This is a genomic window from Pseudomonas sp. ZL2 (assembly GCF_054788455.1).
Genome location: NZ_JBGOGX010000001.1, coordinates 77,992 through 97,654, shown reverse-complemented (window position 1 = coordinate 97,654; position 19,663 = coordinate 77,992). Strand labels below are relative to the sequence as shown.

General features: G+C 64.8%; 21 protein-coding genes. 7 read left to right on the top strand and 14 right to left on the bottom strand.

What is annotated here, in order from left to right:
- Window positions 1-109: 109 nt before the first annotated feature.
- The 13 genes from ABM562_RS00435 to cbiE all read right to left on the bottom strand — a co-directional run bounded on the left by ABM562_RS00435 (window position 110) and on the right by cbiE (window position 12,419).
- On the bottom strand, window positions 110-1,132 hold the full coding sequence (locus tag ABM562_RS00435; protein WP_115089013.1) for a FecCD family ABC transporter permease: 1,023 nt from the start codon (window positions 1,130-1,132) through the stop codon (window positions 110-112).
- The gene (locus ABM562_RS00430) at window positions 1,129-2,079 is read right to left on the bottom strand and encodes an ABC transporter substrate-binding protein (RefSeq protein WP_115089010.1); all 951 of its coding nucleotides are present in this window, start codon (window positions 2,077-2,079) and stop codon (window positions 1,129-1,131) included. Before ABM562_RS00430 ends, ABM562_RS00435 begins: the two co-directional genes overlap by 4 nt.
- Window positions 2,076-2,864, bottom strand: coding sequence for an ABC transporter ATP-binding protein (locus ABM562_RS00425; RefSeq protein WP_115089007.1), 789 nt, complete (start codon window positions 2,862-2,864; stop codon window positions 2,076-2,078). The genes ABM562_RS00430 and ABM562_RS00425 overlap by 4 nt, the downstream gene beginning before the upstream one ends.
- Before the next feature lie 61 nt (window positions 2,865-2,925).
- Window positions 2,926-4,293: a PepSY-associated TM helix domain-containing protein gene (locus tag ABM562_RS00420; protein ID WP_460420448.1), complete on the bottom strand. Its 1,368-nt coding sequence runs from the start codon at window positions 4,291-4,293 to the stop codon at window positions 2,926-2,928.
- A 56-nt stretch (window positions 4,294-4,349) separates the two neighbouring features.
- Window positions 4,350-6,416 carry a TonB-dependent copper receptor gene (locus ABM562_RS00415; protein WP_115089004.1) on the bottom strand — a complete coding sequence of 689 codons (2,067 nt, stop codon included), beginning with the start codon at window positions 6,414-6,416 and terminating at the stop codon, window positions 4,350-4,352.
- A 78-nt stretch (window positions 6,417-6,494) separates the two neighbouring features.
- A complete protein-coding gene (locus ABM562_RS00410; RefSeq protein WP_115089002.1) occupies window positions 6,495-6,917 on the bottom strand; it encodes a DUF2946 domain-containing protein in 423 nt (140 codons plus the stop codon).
- Window positions 6,918-6,939: 22 nt separating this feature from the next.
- Window positions 6,940-7,410: a copper chaperone PCu(A)C gene (locus ABM562_RS00405; protein ID WP_115089001.1), complete on the bottom strand. Its 471-nt coding sequence runs from the start codon at window positions 7,408-7,410 to the stop codon at window positions 6,940-6,942.
- Between the two features lie 47 nt (window positions 7,411-7,457).
- Window positions 7,458-7,850 (bottom strand): DUF2946 domain-containing protein, encoded by a 393-nt coding sequence (locus ABM562_RS00400; RefSeq protein WP_115088999.1) that lies wholly within the window; start codon window positions 7,848-7,850, stop codon window positions 7,458-7,460.
- 96 nt (window positions 7,851-7,946) lie between these two features.
- Complete coding sequence (locus tag ABM562_RS00395) at window positions 7,947-8,804, bottom strand: SPFH domain-containing protein (RefSeq protein WP_115088997.1); 858 nt, start codon at window positions 8,802-8,804, stop codon at window positions 7,947-7,949.
- A gap of 25 nt (window positions 8,805-8,829) precedes the next feature.
- Window positions 8,830-9,267, bottom strand: a complete 438-nt coding sequence (locus ABM562_RS00390) for an NfeD family protein (RefSeq protein ID WP_115088995.1) — start codon at window positions 9,265-9,267, stop codon at window positions 8,830-8,832.
- A 140-nt stretch (window positions 9,268-9,407) separates the two neighbouring features.
- Window positions 9,408-10,121: a cobalt-precorrin-6A reductase gene (locus tag ABM562_RS00385; RefSeq protein WP_460420445.1), complete on the bottom strand. Its 714-nt coding sequence runs from the start codon at window positions 10,119-10,121 to the stop codon at window positions 9,408-9,410.
- Window positions 10,118-11,215 (bottom strand): cobalt-precorrin-5B (C(1))-methyltransferase, encoded by a 1,098-nt coding sequence (locus ABM562_RS00380; RefSeq protein ID WP_115088991.1) that lies wholly within the window; start codon window positions 11,213-11,215, stop codon window positions 10,118-10,120. Before ABM562_RS00380 ends, ABM562_RS00385 begins: the two co-directional genes overlap by 4 nt.
- The gene (gene cbiE / locus ABM562_RS00375; RefSeq protein WP_233673520.1) at window positions 11,208-12,419 is read right to left on the bottom strand and encodes a precorrin-6y C5,15-methyltransferase (decarboxylating) subunit CbiE; all 1,212 of its coding nucleotides are present in this window, start codon (window positions 12,417-12,419) and stop codon (window positions 11,208-11,210) included. The genes ABM562_RS00380 and cbiE overlap by 8 nt, the downstream gene beginning before the upstream one ends.
- Window positions 12,420-12,535: 116 nt before the next feature.
- On the opposite strand from cbiE, the gene cobG reads away from it, so the two are divergent.
- The 7 genes from cobG (at window position 12,536) to ABM562_RS00340 (ending at window position 19,067) form a co-directional block, all read left to right on the top strand.
- Window positions 12,536-13,870 (top strand): precorrin-3B synthase, encoded by a 1,335-nt coding sequence (gene cobG / locus ABM562_RS00370; protein ID WP_276330497.1) that lies wholly within the window; start codon window positions 12,536-12,538, stop codon window positions 13,868-13,870.
- Window positions 13,863-14,489 carry a precorrin-8X methylmutase gene (locus tag ABM562_RS00365; RefSeq protein ID WP_134064467.1) on the top strand — a complete coding sequence of 209 codons (627 nt, stop codon included), beginning with the start codon at window positions 13,863-13,865 and terminating at the stop codon, window positions 14,487-14,489. The genes cobG and ABM562_RS00365 overlap by 8 nt, the downstream gene beginning before the upstream one ends.
- The gene (locus ABM562_RS00360) at window positions 14,486-15,220 is read left to right on the top strand and encodes a precorrin-2 C(20)-methyltransferase (RefSeq protein ID WP_374045236.1); all 735 of its coding nucleotides are present in this window, start codon (window positions 14,486-14,488) and stop codon (window positions 15,218-15,220) included. The genes ABM562_RS00365 and ABM562_RS00360 overlap by 4 nt, the downstream gene beginning before the upstream one ends.
- The gene (gene cobJ / locus ABM562_RS00355) at window positions 15,220-16,920 is read left to right on the top strand and encodes a precorrin-3B C(17)-methyltransferase (RefSeq protein WP_460420441.1); all 1,701 of its coding nucleotides are present in this window, start codon (window positions 15,220-15,222) and stop codon (window positions 16,918-16,920) included. Before ABM562_RS00360 ends, cobJ begins: the two co-directional genes overlap by 1 nt.
- Before the next feature lie 103 nt (window positions 16,921-17,023).
- Complete coding sequence (locus tag ABM562_RS00350; RefSeq protein ID WP_115088982.1) at window positions 17,024-17,713, top strand: hypothetical protein; 690 nt, start codon at window positions 17,024-17,026, stop codon at window positions 17,711-17,713.
- 54 nt (window positions 17,714-17,767) lie between these two features.
- On the top strand, window positions 17,768-18,451 hold the full coding sequence (locus ABM562_RS00345) for a hypothetical protein (protein ID WP_460420439.1): 684 nt from the start codon (window positions 17,768-17,770) through the stop codon (window positions 18,449-18,451).
- Window positions 18,444-19,067, top strand: a complete 624-nt coding sequence (locus ABM562_RS00340) for a hypothetical protein (protein WP_115088978.1) — start codon at window positions 18,444-18,446, stop codon at window positions 19,065-19,067. The genes ABM562_RS00345 and ABM562_RS00340 overlap by 8 nt, the downstream gene beginning before the upstream one ends.
- Here the strand turns inward: ABM562_RS00340 and ABM562_RS00335 are convergent.
- Window positions 19,064-19,660: a MarC family protein gene (locus ABM562_RS00335; protein ID WP_130262929.1), complete on the bottom strand. Its 597-nt coding sequence runs from the start codon at window positions 19,658-19,660 to the stop codon at window positions 19,064-19,066. The two genes, ABM562_RS00340 and ABM562_RS00335, sit on opposite strands and share 4 nt — an antisense overlap.
- Between the last annotated feature and the right edge of the window lie 3 nt (window positions 19,661-19,663).

Below are 19,663 nucleotides of genomic sequence, written 5' to 3'. Positions count from 1 at the left end.
GGCAGGCATTCCGTTGAGGTCGGTCTTGTTGTGCGCCGCTAGGCTAACACGCGCCTTCCTGGCGCTAGCGCGACAATACGTCTCAAGGCGCGGGCGGTGTTGACCGTGATCAACGTCGGCGCATCAGGCCGATAAAGAACAAGCCGCCAATGGCCGCGGTGGCGATGCCGATGGGCAGGTCCTCGGGCGAAATCAGCGTGCGCGCGGCAACGTCGACCCAGATCAGGAACAGGCTGCCCAGCAGCAGGCACACCGGCAGCAGGCGGCTGTGCTCGGCACCGACCAGGCGCCGGGCGATGTGCGGCACCATCAGGCCGACAAAGCCGATCGAGCCGCTGATCGCCACCAGCACGCCGGTCAGCAACGAACAGATCAGAAACGCCAGCAGGCGCACCTTGCGTGCATTCAGGCCAAGGGTCACGGCGGTCTGCTCGCCGGCCATCAACGCGTTCAGCGAGCGGGCCATGCCCAGCAGCAAGGCCAGGCCCAGCAACACGCTGATGGCCGGGATCGGCAGCAGCTCCCAGCGCGCCAGGCCCAGGCCGCCGAGCATCCAGAACATCACCGCCGAGCTTGCCCGGTGATCACCGAGAAACAGCAGCAGGTTGGCCGCCGCCATCATCACAAAGGCCACCGCCACGCCGCACAGCAGCAGGCGGTCGCTGTCCAGGCGGCCGTGGCGGCTGGCGATGGCCAGCACCAGCAGCATGCTGCACAGCGCGCCGATAAAGGCTGCCAGGGGCAAGGTCAGCACCCCGAGCAACTCGCCGATATGCAGCACCACCAGCACTGCCCCCAGGGTCGCCCCGGAGGTGACGCCGAGCAGGTGCGGGTCGGCCAGTGGGTTGCGTGTCACTGCCTGCAGTACCGCGCCGATCATTGCCAGACCGCCGCCGACCAGTGCCGCCAGGAGCATGCGCGGCACCCGAATCAGCCAGACGATATGCTCCTGGCCGGTGCTCCATGCAGGGGTGTCGGGCGTAATGCCGAACACCTTGAACAGCAACACGCGCCAGACCACCTCGACCGGCACCGGCGCCGAACCGAAGCCCAGGGAGACCACGCAGGACACCAGCAGCAGGCCGAACAGCCCGAGCAGCAACAGCCGATGACGGGAGCTTGCGGACCTCATGCGCCGTGCAGGCTCGCGGCGATGGTCTCGATGGCTTCGACGTTCTCAAGGCTTGGCGTGGCTGCTACGTAAGGGATGACCACGAAGCGCTTGTTGCGGATCGCAGCCACCGATTGCAGTGCCGGGTGTTGTTCGAGGAACGCCTGCTTCTGCGCGGCGCTGACTTCGCCATAGTCGACGATGACGATCACCTCGGGGTTGCGCTCGACCACGCTCTCCCAGTTGACCCGGGTCCAGCTGGCCTCGATGTCGTCAAGTACATTGCGCCCGCCCGCAGCGGCGATCAGCGCTTCGGGCATGCCCAGGCGCCCGGAGGTCATGGCCCGGTCTTCGCCGCTGTCGTAGAGGAACACACGTGGACGTTGTGCCGGCAAGTGCTGTTGCACCACGGCGACGCGCTCCTGCATCTGGCCGACCAACTGTTCGGCGCGGTCCTGCACGTCGAAGATCCTGCCGAGGTTGCGCAGGTCGGTATAGGTGTCGTCCAGGCTGGCTGCCGGGCGCTTCATGACAAAGGCGCAGGATTCGGTCAACTCATAGACCGGGATGCCCAGCGGCGCCAGGCTCTGTGGCGTCAGGTCGCCGCCGACGCGCATGCCGTAATCCCAGCCGGCGAAGAGGAAGTCGACATTGGCGTTGAGCAGGGTTTCCACCGACGGGTACTTGGCCGCCAGTTCCGGCAGGCCGGCGAGTTGCTTGCGCAACTGCGGGGTCACCGCCTTCCAGCCGCTGACGCCGCTGTAGCCGACCATGCGCGAGCGCAGGCCGAGGGCGAGCATCATCTGGGTCATGTTGATGTCGTGGCTCAGGGCATGCTCCGGGGCCTTGGTGAAGGTCACCTGGCGGTTGCAGCTCTGCACCGTCAACGGGTATTGGGTGGCCTCGGCGAAAGCGCCGGGGCTGGCCAGCAGCAAGGCCAGGCCGAGCAACAGGATGGATCGAATCATCGCTGGGTTATCCAGGTAAGGCGAGGGTGGTCAGCCAGAGGGTGGCGGTCGATCAGCGCTTGTACGCCGAAAACCTCGTGCAGCAATTCGGCGGTCAGCACCTGATCAGGCGTGCCGCTGGCGACGATGCGCCCGTGGTCGAGCACGTACAGGCGATCACAGAAGGCCGCGGCCAGGTTCAGGTCATGGATGCTCGCCAGGGTACCGATGCCCAGGCGGCGCACCTGCTGCAGCAGTTCCAGCTGATAGCGCGGGTCGAGGTGGTTGGTCGGCTCATCGAGGATCAGCACCTGGGGTTGCTGGACCAGGGCGCGGGCGAGGATCACCCGCTGCTTCTCGCCGCCGGACAGGCTGGCGAAAGTGTGGTCGTCAAAGCCCTGCAGGCCGACTGCCTGCAAGGCCTGTTGCACCAACTGGCGATCCTCGTGGCTGTCGCCGTCGAACAGGCTTTTGTGCGGGATGCGGCCCATGGCGACCACTTCCTCGACATTCAGGCCGAAGGCATCGGGAAACTCCTGCAGCACCACGGCGATGCGCTGGGCGCACCAGCGCGACGACTGCTGCCACAGGTCATGCTCGCCCAGGCGCACCCGGCCGCGCTCCGGTTTGTTGAAGCGGTAGGCGCAGCGCAGCAGGCTGGTTTTGCCGCTGCCGTTGGGGCCGATCAGACCGACGAATTCGCCGGCACCGACCTGCAGCTCAACGTCGCGCAGCTGGAACTGGTGGTGGCAGTGGCCGTGGCCCAGGGGCGACCAGTGCAGGTCGCTGATACTCAGGGTGCTCATCAAGGTCCTGCGGGCCTGCGGGCGATGACGCCGAAAACAGGCCCGTATCGAAAACGGGCGCTCATGTTAGCGGATTTGTCCGGGCCAGCGGTTGTGCATAACGATCAACCAACCACACCAGCAGCATCGAGCCACCCACCAGCGGGAATGCCGCACCCAGGATCAGCATGATTACTGTCGCGGTCTTCCAGCGCGGCAGGTCATGACGCAGTGGCGGCACGCCGAGGCCGCCTTCGGGACGGCGCTTCCACCACATCACCAGGCCGCTGACCGAGCCGAGCAGAATCATCAGGCAGATCAGCAGGACAACAATCTGGTTCAGCGGACCGAACATCTTGCCCTCGTGCAGCATCACCCCGAGCTCGGTGGCGCGGGCGACATTGTTGTAATCCTGCCAGCGCACATCCACCAGGACCTTGCCGGTGTACTGGTCGACATGCAGGGTGGCGTCGTTGCGCGGGTCATCGGCGAACACGGCGATGGTGTACACGCCTTCGGCGCTGGTCGGCAGGGTGATGCTGTAGCCAGGTTCGACGCGGCGGGTGTTGGCCAGTTCTTCGATCTGTTGCAGGCTGACCTGCGGTGCTGGCGCTGCGCCGGAGCCCATGCTGTGGCCGGCATGCTCGGCGTGGGCCCCGGATTGCGGCATCGGTGTGTTTTCCATGGCCCAGGGCACGGTCTGGCGGCTGGCGTTGTTCAGCGCCCGGGCTTGCTGGTCGGATTGCGGTACGTCGTTCCACATCGCCGCCGGAAAGCGGTTCCACAGGTCAGCGTATTGCTTGCCCCAGAAGCCGGTCCAGGTCATGCCGCTGAGCAGCATCAACAGCAGCAGGGCCGAGCCCCAGACGCCGGTGACCGCATGCAGGTCGCGCCACAGCAGGCGCCCGCGCGCGTTCCGGCGCGGCCACAGCACGCCGCCCGTACGTTTGCCACGCGGCCACCAGAGGTACAGGCCGGAGACCACCAGCACCACGCCCCAGCCGGCAGCCAGCTCCACCAGGCGATCGCCGGTGGTGCCGATCATCAGTTCGCCATGCAGGGCGCGGGCGACGGCCTGCAGGTTGTTCTGCGCGTCCTGCGCGCCGAGCAGCTTGCCGCTGTAGGGGTCGACGAACACGTTCAATTCACGGCCATCGTTGTGCACCACGAACTGCGCACTGCGGTCATTGGCCAACGCCGGCAGGTACTGGCTGACCTGACCTTTGGGGTAGGCCTGTTGCACCTGTTGCAGCAGGCTGTCGGCGTTTTGCCGGTGATGCCCGGCCTCGACCACCATCAAGTCGCGGTACAGCAGCGGGTCGAGCTGCGGCTTGAACAGGTAGATGATCCCGGTGATCGCCAGCAGGATCATGAACGGCGCGACGAACAACCCTGCGTAAAAGTGCCAGCGCCAGGCCAGGTTGTAGAAGGATACTTGCGGTTTGCCCATGGAGCGCTCCCGTGTTGCCTGGGTAGGGCGCGATCAGTGATCGCGCCCGGGTTGGATCAGAAACTCAGGTCGACCTTGGTCCAGAACGTACGCCCTGGTTCGTTGATCGGCTGCGGGTCGGTGGCCGGGTAGCCGAAGCCGGCGTTGCCCGCCAGGTTCAGGTGTTCGGCGTAAGCCTTGTCGAACAGGTTGTCGACCCCGGCACTGAGCTTGAGGTTGTTGCTGACCTTGTAGGCGCCGTTGAGCGAGAACACGCCGAAACCACCGCTTTTTTCGTAGTCCTTGCCCACTACGTTGCCGGAGTTCTCGGCGATGCGGTTCTGCGCCGCCACCAGGCGCCACAAGGCGCCGGCGCTCCACACGTCACGGCTGTAGGTCAGACCCAGGCGGCTTTCCAGCGGTGGCATCTGCGGCAGTGCCTTGCCGTCGCTGCTGTTCTTGCCCCAAGCGTAGGCCAGGGTGGCGTCAGCTTTCCAGTTGCTGGTCAACTTGTACGCCGCGCCCAGTTCGCCGCCCATGATCCGCGCGTCGATGTTCTGCGCTTGCGAGCTGGGCATGCCCATCATCCCCGGCCGGTAGTCGAAGAGGATGTAGTCGCGGATCTGCCCGACATAGCCCGACGCCCAGGCGTCGACGGTATCGGTCTGGTACTGGATGCCGAAGTCGAGCTGGGTGGTTTTCTCCGGCTTGATGCTGTCGAAGGCGTTGACTGAGCCGGCCGGGCCGGATTTGGGCGAGAACAGCTCCCAGTAGTCGGGGAAGCGCTGGGCGTGGCCGAGGCCGACGTAGGTGGTGGCGGGGATATCCACCAGGTCATGCTCGTAGCGGATAAAACCGCTGGGCAAGGTATCGGCGCGGGTGTCGCCGCGGGTGGCGCTGGTGGCCCGATAGTCCTTGGCCGAGGCGCGGTCCAGGCGGGCACCGGTGATCAGCCGGTCCTGTTCGGCGGCGTACCAGGTCAGTTCGCCGAACACCCCGTAGTTGTGGAAGTCGGCGTCCTTGGTCCAGGCCATGTGCTTGTGTGCATCGACGCCCATGCCGCCGCGCTGGCGGTGCTCGTTGGTTTGCGCGTCGATGCCGCTGATCAGTTGCAGGTCATCCCAGCGCCAGGTGCCCTTGATCCGCCCGCCGAGGGTGCGACGGTCGACGTTGCTGACCATGGGCATGCCCATCATGCCCATGCCCGAGGGCGTGCGCAGGCTGTAGTTGTCCATCACGTGGTCGGCGTAGTTGTAGTAGACCTGGGCTTCGAGCTTGTCGAAGACCTCGCCGATGTTGGACTTCTCGAAGCGCAGGCCAAGGCTTTCGCGCTTGAACTGCGAACCGTCCATGCCACGGCCGGCATAGCGGGCCTCGCCGTCGCCCTTGCCGGCGGTCAGTTCCACCAGGGTATCGGCGTCCGGGGTCCAGCCCAGGGCCACGTCGCCGTTCCACTTGTCCCAGCGCGACGGCACGGTGTCGCCATTGCCGTCTTCATAGTCGTCGGAGCGCGACTGGTTGCCGACGAAACGCGCATAGCCGTAGCGGTTGCCCGCTGCGGCATCCAGCACCTTGTCGAAGCGGCCGTTGGAGCCGCCCAGCAGGCTGGCATTGACCCGGCTGCCAAGCTCGCCGAATTTCTCCGGCTCGCGATCGAAGAGGATGGTCCCGGCCGAGGCGCCCGGGCCCCAGATCACGCTTTGCGGACCCTTGATCACGGTCAGGCGGTCATAGGTTTCCGGCGAGATGTACGAGGTGGGGGCGTCCATGCGGTTGGGGCAGGCGCCGAGCATCACGCCGCCGTTGGTGAGGATGTTCAGGCGTGAGCCGAACATGCCGCGCAGTACCGGGTCGCCATTGGTGCCGCCGGCGCGAATCGCCGAGAAGCCGGGGATGGTCTTCAGGTAATCGGCGCCATCACTGGCCGGTACCGGCTGGCGTGGGTCCTTGGGGTTGGTGACGATGGTCAGCGGCGAGCTGGGGGCGACGGCGGTGATCACCGTCGGGCTCAGCTCGTTATGCTCATGCAGGTGCTCGTCATGGCCCTGGCTGGCGGCCAGGACCAGGGGGCTGAGCAGGGTGCCGCAAATCACGGCGATGGTCCCTTGCAGGGACAGACGAAAAACAGCGGTGCAGCCGGACATAATGATTCCAACATCGATCAGTCGTAAGGGTGCGCGCAGTCGACGGCAGATACCGGACTTCGGGCGCGGGTAGTGGGTTCAGACGACGATGAAGGCGGGTGGCGCGCGGCTGCGGGCGCCGGGGAATACCGTCTGCCGGGCATGCCCCTGGCGCGGGTGAACGAGCAGTTGGCTGTTGGCGGGGACGGCTTCAGTGTTGAGCAGGCTCAGCGCCTGGGGCAATGCCGGGCAATGGAAGAACAGGCTGCAATAGCCGCACTTCTCCCAGATTACCTTTAGCGACGGGCTGCTGCCGTGATGGCTGTCGGCATGGCAATCGGCGGCGCTGTCCATGGCCATGCTCATGCCGGCTGGCATGGCACGGTGATCCATCGGCATCGACTGGGAAACCAGTGGGCCGATAAAGATCATCAACATGGCGAACAGGCTCAGCCAGCTGCCGCGAACCGTCCTGGACTCAGGACGCGCGGGGCGGGTGAACCTGCTGCGGGCGCTAGTCACGCCGGGCAGCTTTCTTCAGCACTCAGTGGCTGTGGGCGGCTTCCTCGGGTGCATTTTTTTGCACCGCGACCTCGACGGTGATGTCACCGGCGTTCTTGAAGTGCAGGGTCAGCGGGAAGCGCTTGCCGTCAGCCAGCAGGCTGCGGTCCTTGGGCTGCATCAGCATCACATGGTAGGCGCCGGGGGCGAACTTCAGCTCACCGTCCGCTGGTACTTCGACACTTTGGACCTGCTGCATTTTCATCAGGCCATCTTTGTGCACATGCTCGTGCAACTGGGCGTCGTCGCTGATCGGGCTGTCGACGCTGAGCAGGGTGTCGGCAGTCTTGCCGTTGTTATGCACGACGAAATAGGCCGCGACGTTGGGCGCGTTCGGTGGCAGTTCCTGCGACCACGGGTGCGCGATGTGCAGCTCGCCGACGGTGTATTCATGGGCAGTGGCAAAGGTCGCCGGCAGCATCAGCGCGGCCAGCAGCAGGGCGTTCTTGAACATGGTGATTCTCCAGTCGAGTCAGGTTCGCAGCAGTTAGCGTAGTGAACTCAGACCAGAGGGGAGGCGCGGGGGTTGAGGGCCGGCCACTGTTGGCGTGGCGTGGGTTGATAGGCCGTCAGCAGCGGTTCGAGCCCGATCGACAGGGCCAGCGGTTTGCTCAGCTGCGGGGTATGCCCGGGAAGCGCCAGCAATGGCGCAGCACCAGAGCAGCACCAGCAGTGCTGCATGTTGGAGTGATCATCGCCTTGCTGGCCGAGGTCGATCTTGCCCAGGGCGATGATTTCAGCCTTGGCCTTGCCGCCGACACTCGAACAGAAGGCGCCCCACAGCAGTTGTTCGGCCGGCCCCTTGGGAGCTGCGGACGCCAACGGCATGGCCAGCAGATTGAACAGCACTGCGAAGCAGGCGATCCAGGCGATGGCGGGCCGATATGGGGACATGGAAAGATCCGGTCAGGAATCAGAGGTGGCTATTGTAGCGCCCAGTATAGGAAAAATTACCGGGGGTGCGGTGAAGTGCCGCACTCCCGGTTCGCATCAGGCCTGCTTGTTGCGGCCCATCAGCCCGCGCACGGTTTCCTGGAGGTCGGCGGGCAGCACCACGACCTTGGCGTTGTCGCTGCTGGCAAGGCTCTCCATGGCGCCGATATAGCGCTCGCCAAGCAGGTACATGGCCGGGGTGATCTCGGTACCGACCGCGTCCTTGACCAGGGTGATCGAACGCGCCGAGGCTTCGGCGAGGTTGATCTGCGCCTCGGCGTCGAGCTTCGCTGCCTGCTGGCGCGCTTCGGCTTCGAGGATGGCCGCCTGCTTGGCGCCTTCGGCACGGGTCACGTCGGCTTTACGCTCGCGTTCGGCGGCAGCCTGGCGCTCCATGGCGGCCTGCATGTTCTGCGACGGCTTGATGTCCTGGATCTCTACCGAGCGCACGGTCACGCCCCAGTCTTCGGTCTGCTCGGACATGGCTTCGCGCAGGCGCGCCTTGATCTGTTCGCGGCTCGACAGCGCTTCGTCCAGGTCCATGGCGCCGACGATGGCGCGCAGCGAGGTCATGGTCAGGCTGGTCACTGCGAAGGAGAAGTCCTGCACACCGTAGGCGGCCTTCTGCGGGTCGACGACCTTGGCGAAGCACAGGGCGTTGGCGACGATCACTGCATTGTCGCGGGTGATGATTTCCTGCTGCTGCACGTCGAGGATGATGTCTTTGGTCGGCAGGCGGTAGGCAACCACGTCCATGTACGGGATCAGCAGGTTCAGGCCCGGCTTGAGGGTGCTGTGGTAGCGGCCCAGGCGCTCGACGATCCACTCCTCGCCCTGAGGCACGATGCGCACCCCCTTGAACAGGGTGATGAGGACGAACGCGGCGATAGTCCCGACGACGATAAGGCTGGTCATGAGTCAAAGCTTCCTTTTTTGCTGATCAGGCCCGGGTAACCCGGGCGGTATTGCCTTCGATGGCGGTGATGCGCACGCGCTCGCCCGAGGGGATTTCGGCATCGGCAACGCAGATCCACTCCTCGTTGCCCAGGACGGGTTTCTGGAAGCGCACGCGGCCTTTCTGGAATTCAGAGACCGTGGCGGTGAGCAGGCCGACCTCGCCGATTACGCTGTCGGCGGTCCAGCGGGTGTCGGGCTGTTTCTTGCGAAACACCTTGAACCACAGCAGCGTGGTAATCGACGAGAACACCACCCAGAGCAGCACCTGCATGTCGAGTTGTAGACTTGGCGCCAAAAAGGCAATGAGCGAAACCAGCACGGCACCGATGCCGAACCAGAGGATGAAGAAGGTTGGCAGGACCAGTTCGAGCACTACGAGGCCGAAACCGAATACCAGCCAGATCCACCATTGCATTTCCATATGGGTGAAGTCTTCCGGGGGGAGGAGGGGCGTAGTGTAAGGCAGAGGGGTGGGGACGGGGCAAATCAACCCAGTAAGAAATTTCTTAAAATCTGGTTTGTATGGCTATGCGCCCACAGGTTGTGGTGCAAATAAATCCATCAAGGCAGGTCTGCCAGCAGCTTTGAAGGACTGAAGAATTCCCTGTCGACTTGCGGCAGCTCTGGTCGCTTGAGGACCAACACCGGCACTCGCCGTTGCCTGGCGATTTCAAGTTTGGGCTCGGTCGCCCCGCTGCCACTGTTCTTGCTGATCAGCACATCGATCTGCCGGCGCTCGAACAGCGCGCGTTCGTCGTCCAGGTGAAACGGCCCGCGGGCGCCGATCACTTCGCAGCGCTCATTGCCCGGGCAGGCCTCAAGGGCGCGCAAGGTCCAGAACTGATGGGCGGGAATCTCGTGCAGATGCTGCAGCGGCTCACGGCCGAGGGTAAACAGCGGGCGTTGGAACGGGCGCAGCGCGTCGATCAGCTCGGCCCAGTCGGCCACCTCGCGCCAGTCATCCCCAGCCTGGGCTTGCCAGGCCGGGCGGCGCAAAGCCCAGCACGGCACGCCGGTGAGCTGCGCGGCGCGGGCGGCATTGGCGCTGATCTGCGCGGCATAGGGGTGGGTGGCGTCGATCAGCAGTTCGATGTTTTGCGCGCGCAGGTAAGCGGCCAGACCCTCGGCGCCACCAAACCCTCCCACCCGTACCTGGCAGTTCAGGTCAGTGGGCACCCGGCCGATCCCGGCCAGGCTGTAGACGTGCTGCGGGCCCAGGGTGCGGGCAATGGCCAGCGCCTCGGTAACGCCGCCGAGCAACAGGATGCGCTTCATGCAAAGCCCCCCGCATGGCCAACGATGCCACCCTGGCGATCAATGGCAAACACCTCCACCTGCACCTGCGCCGGCACGACGCTGCGGGCAAAGGCCAGGGCGTGGGCGCAGACGGCATCGCCCAGGGCAATCCCGGCGGCGCTGGCCAGGGCCAGGGCCTGCTGGCTGGTGTTGGCCTGGCGAATCGAGTCTTGCAAGGCGTCATCGGCACCAATGGCCGCGGCCCATTCGGCCAATTGCGGCAGGTCGATGCTCGAATGACGGCTGTGCAGGTCCATGTGTCCGGCGGCCAGCTTGCTGATCTTGCCAAAGCCGCCGCACAGGCTGAGTTTATCCACAGGCACCTTGCGCAGGTGCTTGAGCACCGCGCCGACAAAATCGCCCATTTCGATCAAGGCGATTTCCGGCAGGTTGTAGACCCGGCGCATGGTGTCTTCGCTGGCGTTGCCGGTGCAGGCGGCGATGTGCTGGTAGCCGTTGGTCTTCGCCACGTCGATGCCCTGGTGGATCGAGGCGATGTAGGCCGAGCAGGAAAACGGCCGGACGATGCCGCTGGTGCCGAGGATCGACAGGCCGCCAAGAATGCCCAGGCGCGGGTTCATGGTTTTCAGCGCCAGGCTTTCACCGTCCTGGACGTTCACCGTGACCTCGAAACCGCCGCCGTAGGCGTGTTCGGCAGCCAGGCGCTGCAGGTGCTCGGTCATCATCCGCCGTGGTACCGGGTTGATTGCCGGCTCGCCGACCGCCAGTACCAGCCCGGGGCGGGTCACCGTACCGACACCCTTGCCGGCAACGAAGCGCACGCCGGGCTCTGCCTGCAAGCGCACCTGGCTGTAGAGCAGGGCGCCGTGGGTAACGTCCGGGTCATCGCCGGCATCCTTGAGGGTGCCGGCCTCGGCGCCATTCTCCAGCAGGCGGCAGAACTCCAGACGCATCTGCACCACCTTGCCCTTGGGCAGGGTGATGTGCACGGCGTCATCGCCTTGGCCCGCAAGCAGCAGGCGGGCCGCTGCGAGGCTGGTGGCGGTGGCGCAACTGCCTGTGGTCAGACCGCTGCGCAGCGGGGCGGGTTGTTCCCGGGTTTCGTCACGCATCGACAGGCTTGACCGCTTCTAGCAGGGTGATCGGCAGGGCCTGGCGCCAGGTGTCGAACTCGCCCAGGGGCTGCGCCTGGGCGATATGGATACGGCTCAGTTCGCCGCCATGCTGCTCGCGCCAGTTGACCAGGGCCAGCTCGCTTTGCAGGGTCACGGCATTGGCCACCAGGCGCCCACCCGGGCGCAGTTGCTCCCAGCAATGCTGCAGCACGCCTTCGCGGGTTACGCCGCCGCCGATGAAGATCGCATCAGGGCGCTCCAGGCCCTGCAGGGCCATCGGCGCACGGCCGCGGATCAACTGCAGGCCAGGCACGCCGAGGGCATCGCGGTTGTGTTCGATCAACTGCTGGCGGCCCTCATCGGACTCGATGGCCAGCGCCCGGCAACTGGGGTGGGCACGCATCCACTCGATGCCGATCGAGCCGCTGCCGGCGCCGACATCCCAGAGCAGTTCACCCGGTCGCGGCGCCAGGCGCGCCAGGGTAATGGCACGCACATCGCGCTTGGTCAGCTGACCGTCGTGCTTGAAGGCGCTGTCCGGCAGACCGGCCAGGGGCGACAGACGCGGCGCATCGGGCGCGGCCAGGCACTCGATGGCGATCAGGTTCAAGTCGGCAATCTGCGTGTGCGGCCAGTGCTCGGCAGTGCCCTCGAGACGACGTTCGGCGCTGCCGCCAAGGTGCTCGAAGACCTGCAGCCGGCTCGGCCCGAAGCCGCGTTCATGTAGCAATGCGGCGATGGCTGCCGGGCTGTAGCCATCGTTGCTCAGCACCAACAGGCGCACGCCGCTGTACAGATGGGCGTTCAACGCAGCGATTGGCCGGGCCACCACAGAAAGCGTCAGCACCTCCTGCAACGGCCAGCCAAGGCGGGCGGCGGCCAGGGCGCAAGAGGAGGGCATCGGCAGCACGCTCATCTCACTGACATCGAGCTGCCGGGCCAGGCTGGCCCCCACGCCATAGAACATCGGGTCGCCGCTGGCCAGTACGCATACCGCTTCGCCACGCAGGGCCAGTACCGGCGCCAGGGAAAAAGGGCTGGGCCAGAGCAGGCGTTCGCCAGTGATGCAATGCGGTAGCAGATCCAGCTGGCGCTGGCCGCCAAACACCCGTGAGGCGCCCAGTAGCGCGCGCCGGGCATGCTTGCCCAGGCCACTGAAACCGTCTTCACCGATACCTACTACTGTCAGCCAGGGCGACATGGATTTCCTCAATTCAACGCAATCCGACCGGCAGGCTTTTCATGCCTTCGGACAAAGCAGGCATAATACCGCGCCTTCTACACTGAAGTGCCTTTTCACGATTGCCGGGTGACCTTTTGAACCAGCCTGTATCGGCCCACCAGCCCCAAGCTTCGCTGCGTCCCTCGGCCTGTCCGGGGTTGTGGCGCATCGTCCAGGCGCTGGACGGCGGCATCTGCCGGATCAAGCTGGCAGGCGGTGCGCTGACGGCTGATCAGGCCGATGCCGTTGCCACTGCGGCCGAGCGCTATGCGGGGGGTGAAATAGAAGTCACCAACCGCGGCAACCTGCAGATTCGCGGCATTGCTGGCGAGCATGGCGCTCTGATAGAAGGGCTGCTGGCGGCGGGCCTGGGCCCGCGTGATGCGGCCGGCGATGATGTGCGTAACCTGATGCTCAGCCCCGTGGCCGGCCTTGATCCGCAGTTGCTGTTCGACACCCGGCCCTTGGCGCAGCAACTGCTGCAGTCGCTGGAAACCACTCCGCGTTTTCATCAGTTGTCGGCCAAGTTCGCCGTGCAACTGGATGGCGGTGAAGCCCTGGCGATGCTCGAACATCCCCATGACTTATGGCTCAGCCCCCTGAACCTGGACGGCGAACTGTGGCTGGCATTCGGCCTGGCCGGGTGCCCGGCCAAGGATGCGCCGTTGGGCGCTGTGCCCCTGACGCGGGGGCATGAGCTGGTGCTGGCGGTGCTCAATCGTTTTCTCGACCTGGCCCGGCCAGAACAGACGCGGATGCGCCAGTTGCTGAGCGAGCATGCGCCAGAGGTGTTTATCGCCGGGTTGGGCTTGCCGATCCGGGCTGACGCAGCGGTCTGCCAATGGCGCCGCTCGCTGACCGCGGCCAGCTATCTGGGCATTTATCCCCAGTTGCAAACCGGCCTGAGCGCTGTCGGTGCCGCAGCGCCGCTGGGCCGCCTGAACCCTTCGATGCTGCGCGGCGCGGCCCGGCTTGCACGTGAACAGGGCGACGGCACCCTGCGCATGACACCCTGGCAAAGCCTGTTGCTGCCCGCTATTGCCCAGCGCCATGCCGAGCGGGTCAGCGAGGGTCTGGCCCAACTGGGGCTGCTGGTCTCTGCGAGTGAGCAACTGTCCCGTCTGGTCGCCTGCACCGGTTCCGCCGGCTGTGCCAAGGGCCAGGCCGAAACCAAGGGCGATGCCCGCCTGCTGGCGACCCTGCTGGCCCCCGGTGCCCCGGCCAGCGTGCACCTGAGTGGCTGCCCGCGCTCTTGCGCCATGGCCCACGTGGCCCCGGCGACCTTGCTGGCGCAGAGCCCCGGCCACTACGACTTGTATCTGCGTGACGATGCCCAGCCAGGCTTCGGCCAGCTGCACGCACGCAACCTCACACTAAAAGAAGCCGGCGCATTGCTAGACGCCTGCTCACGGAGCACCCTTGATGATTGATTACATCCGCGATGGTCAGGAGATCTATCGCAATTCCTTCGCGATCATTCGAGAGGAAGCCCGGCTCGATCGCATCCCGGCCGATCTGGAAAAACTCGCGGTCCGCGTGATTCACGCCTGCGGCATGGTCGATGCGATCGATGGCCTGCAGTTTTCCGCGGGCGCCGGCAAGGCCGGGCGCGATGCCCTGGCCGCTGGGGCGCCGATTCTCTGCGATGCGCGGATGGTCTCCGAGGGTATTACCCGCGCACGCCTGCCGGCCAACAACCCGGTGATCTGCACCTTGCGCGACGAGCAGGTGCCGGAGCTTGCCCGCGAACTGGGCAACACCCGCTCGGCGGTGGCCCTGGAGTTGTGGCGGCCGCACCTGGAAGGCAGTGTGGTGGTCATCGGCAACGCGCCGACGGCACTGTTCTACCTGCTGGAAATGCTCGACGCCGGCGCGCCTAAACCCGCGTTGATCCTCGGCTTCCCGGTGGGCTTTGTCGGCGCTGCGGAGTCCAAGGCGATGCTCGCCGCCGACAGTCGTGGCGTGCCGTTCGTGATCATGCAGGGGCGCCTGGGCGGTAGCGCCATGGCCGCAGCGGCGGTCAATGCCCTGGCCACGGAGGTCGAATGATGCAGGCTCGTGGACGTTTGCTGGGCCTGGGCGTCGGCCCTGGCGACCCGGAACTGATCACCGTCAAGGCGCTGCGCCTGCTGCGCGAATCGCCGGTGGTGGCCTACTTCGTCGCCAAGGGCAAGCGTGGCAACGCCTTTGGCATCATCGAGAGCCATTTGCAGGAGGCCCAGACCTTGCTGCCCCTGGTGTACCCGGTGACCACCGAAGTGCTGCCGGCGCCGTTGTCCTATGAACAGGTCATCAGCGACTTTTACGATGCCGCCAGCCTTGAGGTTGCCGCGCACCTGGATGCCGGCCGCGATGTGGCGGTTATCTGCGAAGGTGATCCGTTCTTCTACGGCTCCTACATGTACCTGCACGACCGCCTCGCCGAGCGCTACGAAGCGCAGGTGATCCCGGGTGTCTGCTCGATGCTCGGCGGTGCCTCGGTGCTCGGTGCGCCGCTGGTCTACCGCAACCAGAGCCTGTCGGTGCTCTCCGGCGTGCTGCCCCACGATGAACTCAAGCGCCGCCTGGCCGATGCCGATGCCGCGGTGATCATGAAGCTTGGACGCAACTTCCCCAAGGTCCGCGATGTGTTGGCCGAACTCGGCCTGGCCGAGCGCGCGCTGTACGTGGAACGGGCGACCATGGCCAACCAGAAGATCGTGGCGCTGGATGAGGTCGACCCGCAGTCGTCACCGTACTTCTCGCTGATCATCGTTCCCGGTGAAAGGTGGCAAGGCTGATGATCCGTAAAGCCCCGGCCATCGTCATTCTTGGCAAAGGCAGCCTGGCCACTGCCCGCAAGATCCAGCAGCTGTACCCGGACGCACTGATCCATGGCCTTGAAGGCCGGGTCGAAGGCGCCGACCGCAGTTACCAGGAGTTTGGCGCGACCTTGCGCCAGCTCTACCAGCAAGACACGCCGATCATCGCGCTGTGCGCTGCCGGCATCGTCATCCGCACCCTGGCCGGCCTGTTGCTGGAGAAGGGCGCCGAGCCGCCGGTACTGGCGGTGGCCGAGGATGGCAGCGCCGTGGTACCGCTGCTCGGTGGCCTGGGCGGGGTCAATGTCATGGCCCGGGAAATCGCGGCCGGCCTGGCTGTGGCGGCGGCGATTACCACCAGCGGCGAGCTGCGCTTTGGTACCTGCCTGCTCAACCCGCCCAGCGGCTATGCCCTGGCGGACCTGGAACTGGGCAAGCGCTTCGTTTCCGACCTGCTGGCCGGTGAAAGCGTGCGCATCGACGGCGCCGCGCCCTGGCTGGAACAGGCGCAGTTGCCACAGAGCGAGCAGGCGCAGCTGGCGATTCATGTCGGTTGTGATGCCCGTGAAGCCTCGGCCAATGAGCTGGTGATCTATCCGCGTTGTGTGATGGTTGCGGTCAGTGAAGTGCCGCCGGAACTGGCCCAGGCTATTCGTGATGCGCTGCAGGCTGCACGGATTGCCGAGCCGGCGCTGGCCTGCCTGCTGGCAGCAGACGAGCACATGGCCAACCCGGCCCTGCACGCTGCTGCGGCCGAGCTGGGCGTGGCCCTGCGCTTTGCTCCGGGCGCCGGTGATGCCAGTGCCCTGGCCGCTCTGGTAATGCCGCAATTGCTGCCACCGCAGGCGGTGACCGATGGCCTGGCCATCGTGGTCGCGAGCCAGCCGATCGATCCGCAACAGATCGGCCGCGCCCGTGGTCGTCTGGCAGTGATCGGCCTCGGGCCTGGCGCTGCCGACCTGATGGTGCCTGCGGTCAAGGCCGAGCTGGCACGGGCCAACGATGTGCTCGGCTATGAAACCTATGTGCGCATGGCCGGGCCGTTCCGTGCCGACCAGGTGCTGCACTGCACCGACAACCGCGAAGAGATGCAGCGTGCCCGGCATGCCTTCGAGCTGGCGGCGCAAGGGCGTACGGTGGTGGTGGTGTCCTCGGGCGATCCAGGTGTGTTCGCCATGGCCGCGGCAGTGCTCGAAGCGCTGCACGAGTCGAGCGATCCGCACTGGCACGCGGTGGAGCTGGAAATGCTGCCCGGCGTTTCGGCCTCCCTGGCGACCGCGGCGCAGGCGGGCGCACCCTTGGGCCATGACTTCTGCGTGCTGTCGCTGTCGGACAACCTCAAGCCCTGGTCGATCATCGAGAAACGCCTGGACCTGGCCTGCCAGGCCGACCTGGCATTGGCCTTCTACAATCCGATCTCGCGCTCGCGTCCCTGGCAGCTTGGTCGGGCCCTGGAGATTGTTCGCCAGCACCGCGCCGCGCCGACCCCTGTAGTCCTTGGCCGCGACATCGGTAGGCCGGGGCAGACGCTGAGGGTGGTCACGCTCGGCGAGCTGCAACCGGACATGGTCGATATGCGTACCATGGTGCTGGTCGGCTCCTCGACTACCTGCGAGTTTGCCCGCGCCGACGGTGGGCAGTGGGTCTATACCCCACGCTGGTATCCGGCGCAGGATTGAATCTGTAGTGGAAGGCTTTCGGTCCTGATTGAAACGGCCATCTCGAATAGCGTGAAAACCCCTGTCGATAGCGACCGGGGCTTCATGAAAAGGACTATTCGAGATGAACGACACCACCGAAATTCTGAGCACCAATACCGCTGCAGTTCTGGAACAATCGCTGATGGCATTTGGTGCCGGCATGTCAGTGCAAAGCCGCACCGACGTGAAAAACTCTTACCAGTTCGCATCCCTGGTGGCCAGCAAGCTGTATGACCAGGAAGGCCAGGGTGAAGCCTGGTTCAAGCAGTTTCTTAAAGTTCTGCAGGACTGTGGCTGGGTCACCGCACGTCGTAGCTATGAGCGCGAATTTACTTCCTCCAAGACGCTGACTGTCGGCGCCGTCGCCTCCAAGGCGCTGGGCGCGATAGGCACTGCGGTGATGGGCGGTCCCGTCGGTGTGGCGCTGAACAAGCTGACTAACGATGCGCTGGCGAAGCTGGGGCAGGTTGAGCAGGCGCAGAAGCTGTTTGATCGCAACGTCAAAAACAAAAAAACCGCCACCATCGGTCTGGCCTCCTGTATCGAAACCTCCGACGGTGAAGTGGTCCTGGCCATGAGCTGCATACATTCGGACACCTCTGCCAAGGACCTGGATGTCTTCGTTCTGGAATGGAACAGCAGTTCCGCCGAGTTCTATACCGGCGCTGCGGCGCTGTCGTTCAACAAGCCGGTGTACGAGCGGGTGCGCGCCACTATCGAGAGCAAACTGGGCGACCGCAGCCTCGGCAACGTGCTCGACTACGAGATCTGACCGCCCGGGGTGGCTCGCTCGCCGGGCCATCCTGGCATTTCAGGAGCAAGGATCATGGAAACGGACGACTACTCGGTATGGACGGCTGGCGGCACCCTGCTGCTGATTGCCGCCGGGGTAACGCCTGCTCAGCGCCAGGCAGTACTCGATTCGCTGTTGTACTGCCAGTTGCGGGCCAACAAGGTTGTGGGCTCGCGTTTTCTGGACTATCCACCGTGGTATGGGCGATACCGCAAGGAGCTTTCCGAGCGCGGCTGGATCATTACCCAGTTCTTCCACGATACGCAGTCTGCCGGTGCATGTTCATTGCTCGCACCCATCCAGCCTATACGGCTGTGGCTGGACAGCCAGTTCCCCTCGGCGGACAACGTCATCGAGCAGGGTCTGGTCAGGCTGAACCGGGCACAGAGCAGCCTGGACGGCTTTCGCGGTTTCACCTTCGAAAGCAGTCAGTGCGGTACGCGGCTTGCGTTGGAGATTGGACTGGTCCACCCGGGGCCGGTGATCAACCTGTGCAGTATCGCCTTGCACACCAGCGAAGCTGTAGAGCGGGTGAATTTCGAGGGACCGTTGCTGGCAAGGGCGTTGCAGGGGGAGGTTGTGGTCAAGGGGCTGTCGGCGCAACTGGACGTTGAACGCTTCGAGCTCCAGCGTGCCCAGTTGCGAACCTTGATCGAGCACAAGCAACAGGAGCGAGGCGACTTGTTGCACAGAGTGCCAGGAGATGCTCATGAATAAGCCACAGGCAACAGTGGTGGGCGCCGGCCTGATGTCGTTCATGCCCGGCCTGACTCCTGCGCAACGAAGCTCGGTGAAGCTTGCAGTATTGCAAGCCGAACGGGAAACCCGCTTTGTCCATGAACAGGGCCAGGTGCAGAACTGGTACAGCTACTACAAGAACAAACTGAAGTTCTATGGCTGGGACGCGGTGCCGCCTAGCGAGGTCCATTGGCCGGGCAACGAACGCTCGGATATTGTCGATAGCGCGCTAAAGGCCATCTCGGCCGTCGCCGGCAGCCAGTATGCAAGTTCGACGGAGTTGGCCATGCGGGGGCTCAAGCAGGACGCCAGGGCCTTGGTACAGTTTGAGCGGCGTACGCGTGAGCAGGGCGTGTTTCAGTTGTTGCCGTGTGCGCCGGGCCGAAATGGCGCGGTGGACATGGTGCTGTATTACGAAGAGCTTGAGCAATCGCAAGTCGCCGCCGGCTTTCTGTTTCGTAAACGCAGACACCAGCAGGTCAGGGCCGAGCTGGTGCGCTTTAACACCCGTCTGTTCGATCAACAGTTCAGAAGCAAGGTGGAGCGGAGCCTGGAGACTATCGCCCTGCGGGAAATCCTTGAACTGGAACTCTAGGGCACCAGGTAGCCCTTGATCCCGGTAAAGATGATCTGCGCCGCCAGGGCGCAGACGAACAAGCCCATCAAGCGACTAACGATCTGCAAACCCTGATCCCCGAGAATCCGCTCGATACGGTTCGACAGGTACAGCACCAGGCCAACCGTGAAGCTGGCCAGGGCGATACTGACGATGGCCAGCAGTTTGTCGTCCCAGTGTGGCTGGCCAACACCCATCACCAGCAGCGCACCGATGGTGCCGGGGCCGACGGTCAGGGGGATGGTCAGCGGCACGATGGTCACGTCCTGCTGCACGTTGTCGGTCTGCACCGCCGATTTTCCCTGGGCCATGCCCAGCGCGGAAATGAACAGCACGCTACCGGCGCCGATGCGAAAAGCATCCACCGTAATTCCGAATATGCCGAAGATCGCCCTCCCGAACAGGTACAGCAATATGCTGGCAACCAGCACGGCGATTGCGACGCGCCACGCCAGTTGCTTGCGCTCCTTGCTGGAGTAGCCGCGAGTCAGGCTGATAAAGCAGGAGAGCACGAAGAACGGGCTGTAGAGCACGAGCATTTTCAGGTAGACGCTGAATAACTCATGAAGCATGGT

Bases quoted from the DNA above. Each gene is read 5' to 3' on its own strand.
- ABM562_RS00430 (WP_115089010.1), bottom strand. From the start codon at position 2,079: ATGATTCGATCCATCCTGTTGCTCGGCCTGGCCTTGCTGCTGGCCAGC.
- ABM562_RS00390 (WP_115088995.1), bottom strand. From the start codon at position 9,267: ATGGAAATGCAATGGTGGATCTGGCTGGTATTCGGTTTCGGCCTCGTA.
- ABM562_RS00385 (WP_460420445.1), bottom strand. From the start codon at position 10,121: ATGAAGCGCATCCTGTTGCTCGGCGGCGTTACCGAGGCGCTGGCCATT.
- cobJ (WP_460420441.1), top strand. From the start codon at position 15,220: ATGATCCGTAAAGCCCCGGCCATCGTCATTCTTGGCAAAGGCAGCCTG.
- ABM562_RS00360 (WP_374045236.1), top strand. From the start codon at position 14,486: ATGATGCAGGCTCGTGGACGTTTGCTGGGCCTGGGCGTCGGCCCTGGC.
- ABM562_RS00405 (WP_115089001.1), bottom strand. From the start codon at position 7,410: ATGTTCAAGAACGCCCTGCTGCTGGCCGCGCTGATGCTGCCGGCGACC.
- ABM562_RS00380 (WP_115088991.1), bottom strand. From the start codon at position 11,215: ATGCGTGACGAAACCCGGGAACAACCCGCCCCGCTGCGCAGCGGTCTG.
- ABM562_RS00350 (WP_115088982.1), top strand. From the start codon at position 17,024: ATGAACGACACCACCGAAATTCTGAGCACCAATACCGCTGCAGTTCTG.
- ABM562_RS00340 (WP_115088978.1), top strand. From the start codon at position 18,444: ATGAATAAGCCACAGGCAACAGTGGTGGGCGCCGGCCTGATGTCGTTC.
- ABM562_RS00365 (WP_134064467.1), top strand. From the start codon at position 13,863: ATGATTGATTACATCCGCGATGGTCAGGAGATCTATCGCAATTCCTTC.
- ABM562_RS00345 (WP_460420439.1), top strand. From the start codon at position 17,768: ATGGAAACGGACGACTACTCGGTATGGACGGCTGGCGGCACCCTGCTG.
- ABM562_RS00335 (WP_130262929.1), bottom strand. From the start codon at position 19,660: ATGCTTCATGAGTTATTCAGCGTCTACCTGAAAATGCTCGTGCTCTAC.
- ABM562_RS00435 (WP_115089013.1), bottom strand. From the start codon at position 1,132: ATGAGGTCCGCAAGCTCCCGTCATCGGCTGTTGCTGCTCGGGCTGTTC.
- ABM562_RS00400 (WP_115088999.1), bottom strand. From the start codon at position 7,850: ATGTCCCCATATCGGCCCGCCATCGCCTGGATCGCCTGCTTCGCAGTG.
- cbiE (WP_233673520.1), bottom strand. From the start codon at position 12,419: ATGTCGCCCTGGCTGACAGTAGTAGGTATCGGTGAAGACGGTTTCAGT.
- ABM562_RS00415 (WP_115089004.1), bottom strand. From the start codon at position 6,416: ATGTCCGGCTGCACCGCTGTTTTTCGTCTGTCCCTGCAAGGGACCATC.
- ABM562_RS00420 (WP_460420448.1), bottom strand. From the start codon at position 4,293: ATGGGCAAACCGCAAGTATCCTTCTACAACCTGGCCTGGCGCTGGCAC.
- ABM562_RS00425 (WP_115089007.1), bottom strand. From the start codon at position 2,864: ATGAGCACCCTGAGTATCAGCGACCTGCACTGGTCGCCCCTGGGCCAC.
- ABM562_RS00395 (WP_115088997.1), bottom strand. From the start codon at position 8,804: ATGACCAGCCTTATCGTCGTCGGGACTATCGCCGCGTTCGTCCTCATC.